This is a genomic window from Desulfomarina profundi (assembly GCF_019703855.1).
Classification (GTDB): Bacteria; Desulfobacterota; Desulfobulbia; order Desulfobulbales; family Desulfocapsaceae; genus Desulfomarina; species Desulfomarina profundi.
Map to the genome: position 1 here is coordinate 4,152,591 of NZ_AP024086.1, position 13,160 is coordinate 4,165,750.

General features: G+C 47.0%; 14 protein-coding genes. 9 read left to right on the top strand and 5 right to left on the bottom strand.

The annotated features are described in order from the left end of the window. Positions 1-257 precede the first annotated feature (257 nt). Positions 258-653 (top strand): roadblock/LC7 domain-containing protein, encoded by a 396-nt coding sequence (locus tag LO777_RS19130; RefSeq protein ID WP_228855416.1) that lies wholly within the window; start codon positions 258-260, stop codon positions 651-653. A 49-nt stretch (positions 654-702) separates the two neighbouring features. Here LO777_RS19130 and LO777_RS19135 read toward each other — a convergent pair whose 3' ends face one another. The 4 genes from LO777_RS19135 to LO777_RS19150 all read right to left on the bottom strand — a co-directional run bounded on the left by LO777_RS19135 (position 703) and on the right by LO777_RS19150 (position 3,830). Next, on the bottom strand, positions 703-1,917 hold the full coding sequence (locus LO777_RS19135; protein ID WP_228855417.1) for a response regulator: 1,215 nt from the start codon (positions 1,915-1,917) through the stop codon (positions 703-705). Positions 1,918-2,118: 201 nt separating this feature from the next. Continuing rightward, positions 2,119-2,787, bottom strand: coding sequence for a VOC family protein (locus LO777_RS19140; RefSeq protein ID WP_228855418.1), 669 nt, complete (start codon positions 2,785-2,787; stop codon positions 2,119-2,121). 12 nt (positions 2,788-2,799) lie between these two features. Further along, positions 2,800-3,420, bottom strand: coding sequence for a hypothetical protein (locus tag LO777_RS19145; RefSeq protein ID WP_228855419.1), 621 nt, complete (start codon positions 3,418-3,420; stop codon positions 2,800-2,802). After that, positions 3,420-3,830, bottom strand: coding sequence for a helix-turn-helix domain-containing protein (locus LO777_RS19150; RefSeq protein ID WP_228855420.1), 411 nt, complete (start codon positions 3,828-3,830; stop codon positions 3,420-3,422). The genes LO777_RS19145 and LO777_RS19150 overlap by 1 nt, the downstream gene beginning before the upstream one ends. Before the next feature lie 172 nt (positions 3,831-4,002). On the opposite strand from LO777_RS19150, the gene LO777_RS19155 reads away from it, so the two are divergent. The 8 genes from LO777_RS19155 (at position 4,003) to LO777_RS19190 (ending at position 12,522) form a co-directional block, all read left to right on the top strand. Then, positions 4,003-5,106, top strand: a complete 1,104-nt coding sequence (locus LO777_RS19155; RefSeq protein WP_228855421.1) for a M20 family metallopeptidase — start codon at positions 4,003-4,005, stop codon at positions 5,104-5,106. A gap of 4 nt (positions 5,107-5,110) precedes the next feature. Then, entirely contained in the window at positions 5,111-6,100 is a 990-nt protein-coding gene (locus LO777_RS19160) for an ABC transporter ATP-binding protein (protein ID WP_228855422.1), read from the top strand. 5 nt (positions 6,101-6,105) lie between these two features. Then, positions 6,106-7,074, top strand: coding sequence for an ABC transporter ATP-binding protein (locus LO777_RS19165; protein ID WP_228855423.1), 969 nt, complete (start codon positions 6,106-6,108; stop codon positions 7,072-7,074). 74 nt (positions 7,075-7,148) lie between these two features. Then, positions 7,149-8,666 carry an ABC transporter substrate-binding protein gene (locus LO777_RS19170; protein ID WP_228855424.1) on the top strand — a complete coding sequence of 506 codons (1,518 nt, stop codon included), beginning with the start codon at positions 7,149-7,151 and terminating at the stop codon, positions 8,664-8,666. 47 nt (positions 8,667-8,713) lie between these two features. Then, the gene (locus LO777_RS19175) at positions 8,714-9,679 is read left to right on the top strand and encodes an ABC transporter permease (RefSeq protein ID WP_228855425.1); all 966 of its coding nucleotides are present in this window, start codon (positions 8,714-8,716) and stop codon (positions 9,677-9,679) included. 9 nt (positions 9,680-9,688) lie between these two features. Further along, positions 9,689-10,561 carry an ABC transporter permease gene (locus tag LO777_RS19180; protein WP_228855426.1) on the top strand — a complete coding sequence of 291 codons (873 nt, stop codon included), beginning with the start codon at positions 9,689-9,691 and terminating at the stop codon, positions 10,559-10,561. 400 nt (positions 10,562-10,961) lie between these two features. Next, entirely contained in the window at positions 10,962-11,900 is a 939-nt protein-coding gene (locus LO777_RS19185; protein ID WP_228855427.1) for a DUF4384 domain-containing protein, read from the top strand. A 178-nt stretch (positions 11,901-12,078) separates the two neighbouring features. Further along, positions 12,079-12,522, top strand: a complete 444-nt coding sequence (locus LO777_RS19190) for a flavodoxin domain-containing protein (RefSeq protein ID WP_228855428.1) — start codon at positions 12,079-12,081, stop codon at positions 12,520-12,522. 78 nt (positions 12,523-12,600) lie between these two features. On the opposite strand, the gene LO777_RS19195 is transcribed toward LO777_RS19190, so the two are convergent. Next, positions 12,601-13,068, bottom strand: coding sequence for a CBS domain-containing protein (locus tag LO777_RS19195; protein ID WP_228855429.1), 468 nt, complete (start codon positions 13,066-13,068; stop codon positions 12,601-12,603). Positions 13,069-13,160: the final 92 nt, after the last annotated feature.

The following is a 13,160-nucleotide window of genomic DNA, read 5'->3' on the forward strand; positions in this document are numbered from 1 at the left end:
AATGGATGGGCACCCTTTAAGAAACATTTATACCGGAATATGTGAAAAAATAAATACTTCTTCCAAATTACGAAGGGGAAATGGTATAATTTGTACCTGAACAGATTTTTTTATCTTATACCTGAATCCGTGAGCGTTCAATGGTGATTTTTCATGTCAACCATGTTGGATTTTTTAATTGTAGTTCCGGTATGTTACTTAAATAAAAACACAAAATCGTCACCTGTTCAGGTTATTCATTTTTCCCAGGTTTACACATGATTGAAAAACTGCAGAGCCTTGTCGGCAAAATGGCCATGGAGCTTCCCGGGATACTTGCCGCCGCAGTGGTTACAGTGGATGACGGTATGTCCATAGCTGAAACCGTGCGGGATGATAATATTGAAATAGCCGCTGCTTCTGCCTATCTTGCCTCAGTAGTCAAGTCCAATTCAAAGGCGATAAAACTGCTGGCGGATGATGAGGTTGTGGATGATATTCTGATCACAACCAGTCAGTTTCATTTTATCATCAGGCATAAGGAGGAAGAGCCGTTTTTTATTTTTCTTATGACTACGAAAGAAGAGTGGCTCGGAAAGGCCAGATTGTTGATACAGAAATACGAAGAAGATTTTGCCGGATTTGTGGGGGCGTGGGAAAAAAGTCTTGAATAATGCTTTTCCGGAGTGAAGAATATTCCGGAAAAGCATTTCATGGTGCCTTCTAAAGGGATGCCGCCTCCTGGATTTTCCTGGAGTTCTTCCTGATACTGATTCTGATCCAGCCCAGGTTGGTATCCTGATCAGCAACGATAACCAGAAAGGCTTCACTGCCCACCGGCGCAAAAAGAACCGGACCGTTCTCGAATTCAAACATGGTCATCTGCAGGTCTCCCTGGCCAAGTTGATTCCCCATGGACTCTGCAGAGCCAAAACCGGAAGAGGCAATTGCGCCAATCATTTCCGCGTCAATTCCTGCCCGTGCCAGGCTGTCCAGAAGAAAGCCGTCACGGCCGACAAGGCAGGCTGTATGTACGCCTTCGATATTGGTGAATTCTGCTAATATTTCCTGAATCTCTGTCATTTCAAAATCCTCTGCTGAAATTTCTGGTTGTTCTTCTGCGCTGTCACTGTTTTCATCTTCCACCTCCCTGAAAGTGATGTCATTGTCTTCAGGGGGAGACTGGGAGTCTTCACCTTCGGATTCAGTTTCATGGGGTGGTTGTTGTGTATCGTCTGTGTTTTCGCCGGATACCTCGGGGGCTGTAGTTTCATCATTCTGGACGGCCGCCTCAAAGAGCAGGGCTTCAAGGGACTTATCAATACTGACCATGGGGGGCTGAACACCCTTGATATTCTGGAGAGTGCCGCCGTTGAACTGAAGGATGGTAAAGAACGCCTCCTCCCCACTGCGCTCGTCACACATGGCATGGACCACACTGCCATCTTTGAAAAAAATCATACCTTCCTGTTCCCCGGTGGTTACCTTGAGTGCTGCCGTTGCCCTGGAGAGCCCGTTGAACTGGACAATATCCATCAGGTCAACCCCGTCAACAGTACCCTGGAAACCTTCATTTTCCTGGAGAACTTCTTCTATGATTGAACGAAGTTCCTTGATATCAAAAGGTTTTTCGATAAATCTCAGGCTGCCGCTCATCATCGCTTCGTTTTCGTAGCTGTTTGAAGGGTAAGCGGTCATGATGATAACACCGGTTTCCGGATGACGGTTGTTGATCTCGATCAACAATTCCAGACCGCTCATTCCCGGCATATTGATATCCGTGAGAACAAGGTCCGTCGGGTTATCGCTTAAAAGAGCCAGTGCCTCCTCGCCCGATTTTGCGGCCAGGATTTCAACATGTTCCATCGATTTGCTCAGGTTTCTCTGCAGCATCCAGAGCATATCTTCTTCATCATCAACGACCAGTACTCTTTTCATAATTTCACCATTTGGCGGAAATGTTAATCTGATTCATGAAGAGACCCTGCCCGTTTTCTGGGCGGTCTATTTAAACAAATATCAATATTGCAAAACCTGGTCCATTTTAAAAACCCTTTGAAAGAGTGTGGTTGATTTGGATTTTATTCCTGTTGCCGGGCCTTCCGGTCCAGCTGAAGTGGCCGGAAACTGGTCACCTGGTCAATATTTGATCAGGTGATTGCTTTGTAGGGTTACAATTCCCTGTGGTGTAAGGATACGACCGAGCAGAAAGGGAGTAGACTCCGTTGGCAGAGGTTTTATGGTCACATGGGACAGGGCCTCCATGGAAGAAAGAATACTTTTGAGCCAGACCGGCGACGGGTGGTGAATTTCAAGATTGACCAGGCGACAATGTTTGTCTTCCATCCTCTCGGAGGGATGGGATTGTCTGTTATGCCACTGGATCACATAAGGCACCATGCCGCCTGCAAGCAGATGGCCGTCTTCCGGTGTTGAGAATGACCATTCCAGATCTCCACGGGAGAGTTTTACAGGGTTGCCGAGTTCAAGTTTTGATTTTTGCCGTATTGCGGAAAGATTATCCGTGTTGATAACCCATGTCAGGAGTCGGGGTGATCTTTTCAGTTCTTCTCTGACAAATGGGTCATCCAGGCCGAACCAGCGGGGGAAGGGTGGCGGGACAGCTCCATAGTCAATGGCTATCACTTCTAAAAACGTGTTGTTCCCCAGTTTCATGACATGATTCTCTGTGCCCATTTGTGAGTGCTTTCCACCGGGAGGAATATCCACGTTTAATACAGATTTGATATAGGAAACTCCTTCTTTTACCGTGGAGGCACCAATTACCAGATGATCAAGGTTGGTCATAAAACTTAAGTATTATTCAAAAAAGGTGATTTTTTCGTTTTCCATGAGGATGGAAAGTCTTTCTTTCAAAAGTGTTGCCAGGGAAAACTGTTCGAACACTCCGGTGAGATATGTTTCCAGGGAGTGGGGATAATTTTCGACGAATCCGGGCAATATGGCTCCCCGGCACATGGCGGCCTCCTGCTTGAAGTGGTTGACGATATGATGCAGGTCTGTAGTAAATCCCTGCAGGTTTCGTTTGTCGAAATGATTATTGAAGAGATGCAGCTTTCTGCCCGGATAGCTGACCTTGGGCTGATGGCTGTCCGCATCCTGGATCTGAAAATGAAAATAGGGGCACCGCTCCATGATATAGGCTCGATGAATCTGTGGCAGCTTCAGGGCAAGGGAGAGTCCATTGGCAAAATAGTCAACCACCAGTTTGGCCCGCCGGGGATGTTTTTCCCTGGTGGCCGGGGAAAGGTGTCGCTCCAGATATTCATCCAGGCAGGTTTTGCAGATATAAGTATCAAGACGGGATCCGGCGCTGCAGTTTTCCCTGAAGAGTGACATCCGTTCCTTCAGCAGTTCCTCCGTAAGAGTGTATCTGAAAAGAGCTGCCGCATTATTTTCTTCGTAAGGGTATTCTTTCATTAAATACAGTTTTCGTGGCATAAAAACGCCACTGGGCCTGTTTTTAACCAGAATTTTCGTACCCCGATTTGCTCAAGTACCACCAGAAGAAGATCAAAATAGATATGGTCATACTGGGGAAGATTGCCTCCGGTGATTTTTCTTGCCCTGTTGTTTTTGAGAATGTCCGGGATATCTTCTCTGCACAACGGTTGATAATCATAGTTGGAGAGAATCTGGTTGATATCAGAGATAGTGAAGTTGAGAGCCAGGAGAATTGAGGTTATTTTATCTTTTCCGGGTCTGTTTATTTTTCCCTTGGCCAGTTTTGAAAGGTAAGTGTCGGAGACCCCTGAAGCCTGGCTGATATTGTGCAGGTTGAGACCACTTCCTTCAATTATTCTGTTGAGGGTTTGCGGAAATATTCTCATATAAGTGCAGGATTGAGGTTGCTGTTAAAGTGAATAACCCGTAAGAATTATTATCATACAGACTGTTTGCCAATTCTTCAATTATTGTTTGATAATTTCTTGTTTTTCGGTTAAAAGATTTTTTAAACTTTGATTTAGGATGTATTAAAACTTGATTGAGAGAGTTGGTATTGTGGTTGAAGAACAATTGAAAAAAGAGATGGCAAACCTGCTTGAAGAACTGATTCGAATTCCTTCAACCCGGACAAGACCGGATGAAATCCTTCGCTGCAGTGATTTTATTGAACGGTGGCTGGAAGAGAACGAGATACCCTTCCAGCGTTATACGAAAAACAATGTACCCTCGATTGTTGTTCTGCCACCCGGAAAATCTTCAGTAAAAATTCTACTGATGGCTCATTTTGATGTGGTTGAGGCTGAAAATGCTGCTCTCTATACGCCACGACAGGAAAATGGTCGACTGTACGGCAGAGGTGCCATTGATGATAAATATGGCGTTGCCCTCTCTCTGGTTCTGTTCAGGAATCACCTGAAAATGTTGCAGGAAAACGGAAAGGGAGTTGAAGATATTTGTTTTGGTCTGCTATTTACCGGTGACGAAGAGGTCGGTGGAGAAAATGGAGTCGGCAGCGTGAATGAGAAAATCAATACTGATTTTTTCATAGCCCTGGATGGAGGTAATCCAAAACTTATTGTCACCAAAGAAAAGGGCATAGTTCGTCTCCGGCTGGATGCCATCGGGGAGGCTGCTCATGCCGCCCGTCCCTGGCTGGGGAAAAATGCTTTTGATATTCTCGTTGAGGATTACCATGAAATCAAGGCTCTTTTTCCAGAAAAAAGAGCGGATCACTGGCATAAAACCATGGTGTTGACCAAATGCGGCGCAGGAAATGGTTCCAGTAATATGGTACCCGGGAAAGCGTATGCGTTGATGGACATACGGTATACGGAGCATGACGATCCGGAGGAAATCTTCAGTACCATTAAAAATACGGTTCAGAGCAATGTCACCCTCCTGGAACAGGCACCACTCTTTTATGGCGGAGATTCACCGTATCTCTATCTGCTGCAGAAATACTCGGGAGGTGCACGCCTCGGTTTTGAACATGGAGCCTCGGATGCCCGCTATTTTTCGGAAAAGAAAGTTCCGGGAGTAATCTGGGGAGCGGACGGGGAAATGTCTCAGCACACCGAAGAGGAGCATATTGTTCTTGATTCTTTCCATGAAATGTATGATCGCCTTGATCGTTTTCTGAAAGAAGTGGCAAGGGGGTGATGGCATGACAGGATCCCGTCTGCTTGACGTCAAAAATCTGAAAACATGGTTTTATACCTTTGAAGGCGTGGCCAAAGCGGTTAATGGTGTCTCTTACACACTGAACAAGGGTGAATCCCTGGGTATTGTCGGGGAGTCGGGTTGTGGCAAATCGGTCACAGCGTCGTCGGTCATGAGAATTGTGCCGGAGCCTCCGGGGAAAATTGTCGGCGGTAAAATCTTCTTTCATGGGGAAGATTTGGTGCAATTGAGTCAGAAGGAGATGCGTCGTATTCGTGGGAACCGTATTGCCATGATCTTTCAGGAGCCGATGACCTCTCTCAATCCTGTCTTCACCATCGGCAATCAGATCGCAGAGATGTTCATTCTCCACAGGGGCATGAGTAAGAAGGATGGACTGGATGCGGCAGTGGAGATGCTGGATCGGGTGCAGATACCGGCTCCGGAGAAAAGGGTGGGAGAATATCCTCACCAGCTTTCCGGGGGGATGCGGCAGCGGGCAATGATAGCCATGGCTCTGGCCTGTGACCCGGAGTTGCTCATAGCCGATGAACCGACAACGGCTCTGGATGTAACGGTTCAGGCCCAGATTCTCGATCTGATGAACAGGTTGAAGGATGAACTGGATACAGCCATACAGATGATTACCCATGATCTGGGTGTCATTTCGGAAATGGCGGATCGGATTGTGGTCATGTACGCGGGTCGGGTTGTGGAGGAGGCGGAAACAGTTGAATTGTTCCAAAACAGCTTGCACCCGTATACCAGGGGGTTGCTGCATTCCATACCGATTCTCGGCAGCCGCAGCAGGGGAGAACAGAAAAAGCTGAGTGAAATAAAAGGAATAGTTCCAAGTCTTTACGGTCTTCCTGTCGGTTGCGCATTCAGGGAACGGTGTTCCCGGGCCATGAAAATATGCGGTGAACAGGAACCACCGCTGTATGGTGTCAGTGGAAATCATGCTGTTCGCTGCTGGCTCCATCAAGACCATTGAAAAAAATGACGGAAATACTGAAAACAGAAAAGTTGCAGGTCCACTTTCCTATCCGTAAAGGTATAACCTCGCGGACGGTGGGGTATGTGTATGCTGTTGATGGTGTCAGTTTTCACCTGGAAAAGGGTGAGACTCTCGGAATTGTCGGAGAGTCCGGTTGCGGCAAGACAACTGCTGGTATGGCCCTGGTCGGGCTGACTCCGGTAACCGGAGGCCGGGTCTGGTTTGAGGGCAGGGATATGGCGGGGATGAGCCGGAGGGAGATGCGGGTTCTGCGTCGCAAGATGCAGCTTATCTTCCAGGATCCCTATTCCTCTCTGAATCCGAGGATGACAGTAAACCGGATCCTGAGTGACCCCATGGATGTACACCGTATATATGGGGGAAAGGAGAGACGTGACCGGCTTGCCTTTCTTCTTGAAACCGTTGGGTTATCGCCTGAGCAGGGGGAACGTTATCCCCATGAATTTTCTGGAGGACAACGGCAGAGGATCGGTATTGCGAGGGCTCTGGCTCTTGATCCGACGGTGATTATCGGGGATGAACCGGTTTCTGCCCTCGATGTTTCCATCCAGGCGCAGATAATCAATCTGCTCATGGATCTGAAAAAAGATTTTGATCTTTCGCTTATAATTATTTCCCATGATCTGGCCGTGGTAGAGTATCTCTGCGACCGTATTCTGGTGATGTACCTGGGTAAGATCATAGAAGAAGCGCCTTATGCTTCACTTTATACAAACCCGAAACATCCCTATACACAGGCCCTTCTTTCAGCCGCACCGGTTTCTGATCCGCTGCATCGTAAGAACCGGATTCTCCTGGAAGGGGATGTGCCAAGTCCCATTAACCCACCCTCCGGGTGTCGTTTTCATACACGCTGCCCCCGGAAGATGGAGATATGCACGGAAAAAGAGCCGGTTTTTTACAATATGGGTGATGGTCACAGTGTTGCCTGTCACCTGTTTACACCATAATTCTGAACAGATGTCTGCTGCAGAAAAGTGTTCGAGAAAAGTTTTACAACATTTGTAAAAAGGGAGGAATTACGATGAAACACCGCACCTTGAAAACCCTGGCCGTACTGGCCGCAATTGTCCTGCCGACCAGTGCCATGGCAAAAGCTGACCTGGTTATTGCCACAGATGCGCCGCCCAAATCGATGAATCCCCATGCCTATTCATCGGATGCCAATTTGTCCTATATGTCCAATTTTTTTGACGGACTTCTCCAGAGAAAGGCTCCGGAGGGGAAACTCAGTCCGGCATTGGCTGTCAAATGGCAGCGTGTTGATGCGTTGACATGGAAATTTGAACTCCGTAAAGGGGTGAAATACAGTAACGGAAATGACTTCAATGCCGCAGACGTCAAGTTTACCTTTGAACGGATGAAGAACCCTAAGTATTCAAAACTGTTGAATATCGCAAACAGTATTGCTTCCATAGAAACACCGGATGACTACACGGTTATCTTCAAGACTAAAAAACCTGTTCCCTGGTTTGCTGAAACCATGCATCAGAACTTTATTGTCGATAAGGAATCATCGGTAAACAGGGATGATGGCGATTACAACACCCATCCCATCGGCACAGGGGCGTATAAACTGGTCGAGTGGGTGAAGGGATCATATATCCGCATGGAGGCCAACGAAAACTACTGGGAGGGTGCCCCGAAGTACAAAACAGTGGAGATTCGTCCTATAACCGAGGAATCCACCCGTTTTGCCGCCCTGGCCGGAAAACAGGTTGATATTGTTAACGGCGTCCCGGTCACCCTTTTTGATCGTGTCAAATCAATGAAACATATCGAGGTGATTTCCCAGGCTGCCAGAAGGGCAATCTACATGGGCATCGGCAATAAACCGAACACACCCTTTGCTGATATTCGTGTACGCAAGGCCATTGCCCACGCCATTAATGAAAAAGAGATCATAGAAAAGATCATGCGTGGACAGGCCACCATGGCCAATCAGATTCCTGATGTTCCCACTGTTGGGTATGATCCTTCCATCAAACGGTATGATTATGATCCGGTCCTGGCCAGGAACCTGTTGGCAGAAGCCGGATATAGTGATGGATTTGAAATTACCGTTGCGGGTCCCAATGACAGATATATTAATGACGAAAAAATCTGTGAGGCTGTGGCTAAATATCTGGCCAAGATCGGTCTTAAAGTCAAACTGGATGTGAAGCCCAAGTCCATTTTCTTTGATGAACTGACCGGGAAAAAACACAGTTTCTACCTGATCGGCTGGTTTGACGGTTCCTTTGATTTTGGTCGTTCTGCGGAAAAACTGCTCCATACTCCCGATAAGGACAAGGGAATGGGCACCTATAACGGGGCCGAGTATTCCAATCCTGATATTGATGCCAGAATTATTGCCTCTTCATCCATTATTGATCGTGGTGAAAGGGAAAAGGCCCTGCAGAAAATCAACAGGATGTCAGTGGAGGACGTTGCCTGGATTCCTCTCCATTATCAGCAGGATATCTTTGCCGTCGTCAAAGGTAAGGGGATTAAGTTTACTCCCCGTTCCGACCGCTGGATTGTTGTTAAGGAAATCAAGTAAACCGGAAGTCTGAAAAGGGGGCTGGATAAAGCCCCCGACAGGTTGATATGACTACATATCTCGTTAAAAGATTGATACAGGGCATGGTTGTTCTCGTCCTGGTCTCCACTGTCTGTTTCGCCATGTTCCGCTTCACTGGGGATCCTGTGCTCATGCTGGCCGGGAAATATGCAACCCAGGAGGAGCGGGAGCAGGTGAGGATTGCCTATGGCCTTGACCGGCCTGTTTATGTGCAATATGCCACTTTTTTGAAAGGAGTGATGCACGGCAATTTCGGTAAATCCTATGTGAGTCAGATCGATGCCCTGGATATGATTCTGGAACGGTTTCCGGCAACCTTTGAGCTGGCTTTTACTGCTCTCTTCATCTCCTTTATTTTAGGTGTCGGGCTCGGGGTTGTTGTTTCCATTAATCCCAACGGTTTTTTCAGTCGGACAATCATGGCAGGATCGCTCTTTGGGATTTCGATACCGACGTTTCTAATCGGTATTCTGCTGGTGATGTTCTTTTCCGTTTATCTGGATCTTCTCCCTTCTTTCGGCCGTGGGGATACGGTACAGATAGGGTTCTGGCGGACTGGTCTGCTGACTGTGTCCGGCTTGAAACATATTCTGCTGCCAGCCCTTACACTTTCCGGCTATCAGCTGGCTGTTCTGATTCGTCTCACCAGGGCCGGAATGAGAGAAACGCTATCGGAAGAGTATATCAAAACCGCCTGGGCCAAGGGGCTTTCTCCTGCCAAGGTGATCTTGAAACATGCCCTGCGTAACGTGATGATTCCCGTAGTCACTATTGCCGGTCTTTCATTTGGCGAACTGATTGCCTTTTCCATTGTTACAGAGACTATCTTTCAATGGCCGGGGATGGGGAATCTGCTGCTGACCTCCATCTTTGAGACGGATCAGCCTATTATTGTAACCTATATCATGCTTGCGGCCTGTATAATTTTAACCATTAATATTCTGGTTGATCTGCTCTACGCCTTACTCAACCCGAGAATCCGCTATGAGTAGAGGTGAGAGATGAAAAATTTCTTTGCACTCAAAAGGGTACGTTCGTTTTTTGGTGATCCGTCGGGGATGCTTGGCGCAGCTATTCTGCTCACCTTTATTATCGCAGCAGTTTTTGCGCCGCTCATCGCCCCCATGGATCCCTATGATCTTACATCTGTGGATCTGGCCAATTTTTTACTCGAACCGTCATGGATGGACAACGGGGTGTCCGCCTTTCCTTTGGGAACGGATGACCAGGGTCGGGGAATTCTTTCCACGATTCTTTACGGGTTGAGGACTTCGCTGATCGTCGGTGGGTCCGTTGTTACCATTTCAAGTATTATCGGTATTGTCCTGGGCATGCTTGGTGCCTATTACGGTGGCATCCTCGATGCCTTCATCATGCGGGCTGCCGATACCGTCTTTTCATTTTCCACTACCCTGCTTGCCGTTCTGCTTCTTGGGGTTTTCGAGAGCAGGGGGGTTTTCACCGTTATTCTCGCCATCTGTATTGCCGATTGGGTGAAGTACGCCCGGACCATACGGGGAAGTGTCCTTGAGATCAAGGAATATCCCTATGTAACTGCAGCAAGGTCCTCTGGGGCTGGGGATTTTCGTATTCTTTTCAGGCATATTCTGCCCAATGCTCTGCCACCGATTTTTGTGGTTATGGCGGTGGACATGGCAGTAGTTATCATGCTTGAGGCAACATTAAGCTTTCTTGGGGTGGGTGTTCCTCTTACGGAACCTTCCCTCGGAATGATGATCGCCATCGGAAAGAATTATATTTACGCGGGTATGTGGTGGATGGTCGTTTTTCCAGGTGCCACACTTATTGCCATGGTGGTTGGTATTAACCTCTTTGCTGACTGGCTACGGGAAGAGTTGAACCCGAAACTGTAGTCCACCTTGAAAAATTGCCTTTTCGCCCGATTTCTTCGTCACAGGATAATGAAAATGCTCACATATGCATATATGTGAGCATTTTCATTTTTCGTTGCGACGCATAAGTCGGGCAAACAACTATTTGTGGACAGGCAATATCTGGACTGGCACCTCGGTCTCTCCTGTATTACGGTTACCTGAAAGAAATCCGGTTGCCAATCAAAGTCTAATCTGATTCCGTTGCGGCAGGTGATTTTTGACCGCAGACTCACCCGCATTTCTCGTGAACATTGTGTTGATTTTGATATGAATTTATACATTTACAAAATCAGCCAGGATGGCACTGTTGTCAAATTAACACAATGTTCCCCGGAAGTCAGTTCAGGTAGGTTTCGCATACAACTGCAGGGGGAATATTATGAGATTTCGTCAAATAAAGATTGTGCTCAAGACAGTTCTGTTTTTTTTCGTGTCACTGGGAGCTGTGAACAGTTTTGCATTACCGACTTTTCAAATGGCGGCCGACAGTCTTCTCCAGGGTGTGCAGGCCGGCAAGGTCATCGGTTTTGTTGATCTTTCCGGCAGTAATGGAGAGGCTTCAAAACTGGCCGTGGAGATCTTTCAGGAATTGGAACCGATCCTTATCAGGGAAGGTATCAACAGGCAGTTGACGTTTATCGAGAGAAGGGATCTGAAATTGATTTTTGATGAATGGGCTCTCGATTCATTCAGCAAAACAGGGGACGCTGGAGCCCGGACAATTCTTGGTGCCGATTATATAATTACAGGAAAAGCAAAAATATCCGGAGATTTTGTCCAGTGCAGCCTGAAACTGATTCAGCTTGATAATGGTCGGATACTGGCTGCCGCCGAAGGTTATGTGAAAGCCCGACCACACTATTACCAGTGGGAACAGTTGCCGGTTGAACAGGAAAAACAGATTCGTCAACAGGTCTCTGAAGAAGGTGTGAGCAGTGATGGGAAATTACACTTCTGGACGGATAAAAAACGTTATCTGCCCGGAGATGAAATCATAATATTTTTTAAAGTTTCCGAACCGCTTTATGTGAAAATTATTGATGTGACACCCGATGGAAAAGTGACGACGATTTACCCGAACATCTTCCAACCCGGAGTGCTCTGCTCGCCTGGTCGTGTCTACACTATTCCACCTGACAAAGCTCAGTTCAAACTGGAAGTTACTCCACCCGCAGGGATTGACAGGATCAAGGCCTTGGCCAGCCCTGATCCTTTTCCTGATGACCAGGGCCAGAAGACCCGAGGAGTTCGTTTCACCAGAGCCATTGTTGGAGCGGCTCCGATCAGAGCAGCCCTGTCTTTTGAGATTGCTGATTAACAGAGGTAAGGTGGATGAAAACACAGAGTTACAAATTCTGTGACCAGTTACGAACTGGCTAATATTCTCCTTGCATAAATAGTAATAAGTATTATTATTGATTTGTTCTGGGATGGTGTTTTCTTCTTTTGCAGCTGGATTGCTGTTTCTTATAATTTGAATACCTTCAGGAGGGTGTATGAAAAACGTACTTATTGCTTATTCAAGTCGGACGGGAACCACCAAGAAAATGGCCAGTTATATTGCTGAAGGATTGCGAATGGCGGGTCAGTCTGTCGACCTGAAAAGTATTTCTGCCATTGAAAATGAAAATGATCTTGAAGGTTATGACGGGTTCGTTTTTGGTTGTCCTACCTATCACAAGGATATGACAAATGGTATGAAACAGTTTTTGTTTAAAGCTGAGCAGGCCGGGCTTGGCGGGAAAATCGGTGGGGCATTCGGTTCACATACCCATAGTGGCGAGAGTGCACCGATGATTTTTGATACCATGGAACATGTGTTTAAAATGGAAATGACAAACTTGGGTCCTCTCAATCTCACTGAAGCAATGGTGGGGGGAGACGAGGGGTGCAAGGCGTGTCAGGATTATGGACGGGCCCTTGGAGAGTTGTTGGGTTGAACGTCCATGAAAAATGCCGTACAGCTAAACAGTTGTACGGCATTTTATTTTACCTGAATCCGTGACTGGTCTGTTTTTTCAGTGGGTCAAAAGTCCGGTAAGGACATTATAAACGTCTCGGAGATACACAATTCCAACCACTTTCCCGTCACTGCGTGTTACGGGGAGTCTTCGTACTCTTTCCATAAGCAGGGTGTCAGCACAACGCAGCAGAGTATCCTTGGTGGAAATGACCCTGACATCCTCTGTCATTATCTCGCTGACCCTGATGGATTGAACAGCCATTGTTTTTTCATCCCTGATCGATTCCCAGGAAATATTGCCATGGTGCTCGTCAAGGTATACATGAGATGGAATGATGATTCTTAATATATCAATGGTTGAAACGATTCCCACAAGATTCATGGCTCCGTCCAATACAACGATCCCGTTGACTGATAACCCGTGACCACGCTTGGTGGATTTCATAACGCGGATTGCCTCCTGCAGGGACATTTCAGGAGTGAGCCAGCTTTTGATCGGTTCCATGATGTCTTTTACTTTCATAGTGCCTCCGTTTGCCTGTCGGCCTGCGCAGGGATTCCCTGCGATTACAAAATAGTAGCGGTTTAGTGCTTTACTCCTGAATTCCTGTCATA

What these genes read in the sequence shown, in the direction of transcription:
- LO777_RS19130 (WP_228855416.1), top strand. Translation starts at nt 258, where the DNA reads ATGATTGAAAAACTGCAGAGCCTTGTCGGCAAAATGGCCATGGAGCTT.
- LO777_RS19135 (WP_228855417.1), bottom strand. Translation starts at nt 1,917, where the DNA reads ATGAAAAGAGTACTGGTCGTTGATGATGAAGAAGATATGCTCTGGATG.
- LO777_RS19140 (WP_228855418.1), bottom strand. Translation starts at nt 2,787, where the DNA reads ATGACCAACCTTGATCATCTGGTAATTGGTGCCTCCACGGTAAAAGAA.
- LO777_RS19145 (WP_228855419.1), bottom strand. Translation starts at nt 3,420, where the DNA reads ATGAAAGAATACCCTTACGAAGAAAATAATGCGGCAGCTCTTTTCAGA.
- LO777_RS19150 (WP_228855420.1), bottom strand. Translation starts at nt 3,830, where the DNA reads ATGAGAATATTTCCGCAAACCCTCAACAGAATAATTGAAGGAAGTGGT.
- LO777_RS19160 (WP_228855422.1), top strand. Translation starts at nt 5,111, where the DNA reads ATGACAGGATCCCGTCTGCTTGACGTCAAAAATCTGAAAACATGGTTT.
- LO777_RS19165 (WP_228855423.1), top strand. Translation starts at nt 6,106, where the DNA reads ATGACGGAAATACTGAAAACAGAAAAGTTGCAGGTCCACTTTCCTATC.
- LO777_RS19170 (WP_228855424.1), top strand. Translation starts at nt 7,149, where the DNA reads ATGAAACACCGCACCTTGAAAACCCTGGCCGTACTGGCCGCAATTGTC.
- LO777_RS19175 (WP_228855425.1), top strand. Translation starts at nt 8,714, where the DNA reads ATGACTACATATCTCGTTAAAAGATTGATACAGGGCATGGTTGTTCTC.
- LO777_RS19180 (WP_228855426.1), top strand. Translation starts at nt 9,689, where the DNA reads ATGAAAAATTTCTTTGCACTCAAAAGGGTACGTTCGTTTTTTGGTGAT.
- LO777_RS19185 (WP_228855427.1), top strand. Translation starts at nt 10,962, where the DNA reads ATGAGATTTCGTCAAATAAAGATTGTGCTCAAGACAGTTCTGTTTTTT.
- LO777_RS19190 (WP_228855428.1), top strand. Translation starts at nt 12,079, where the DNA reads ATGAAAAACGTACTTATTGCTTATTCAAGTCGGACGGGAACCACCAAG.
- LO777_RS19195 (WP_228855429.1), bottom strand. Translation starts at nt 13,068, where the DNA reads ATGAAAGTAAAAGACATCATGGAACCGATCAAAAGCTGGCTCACTCCT.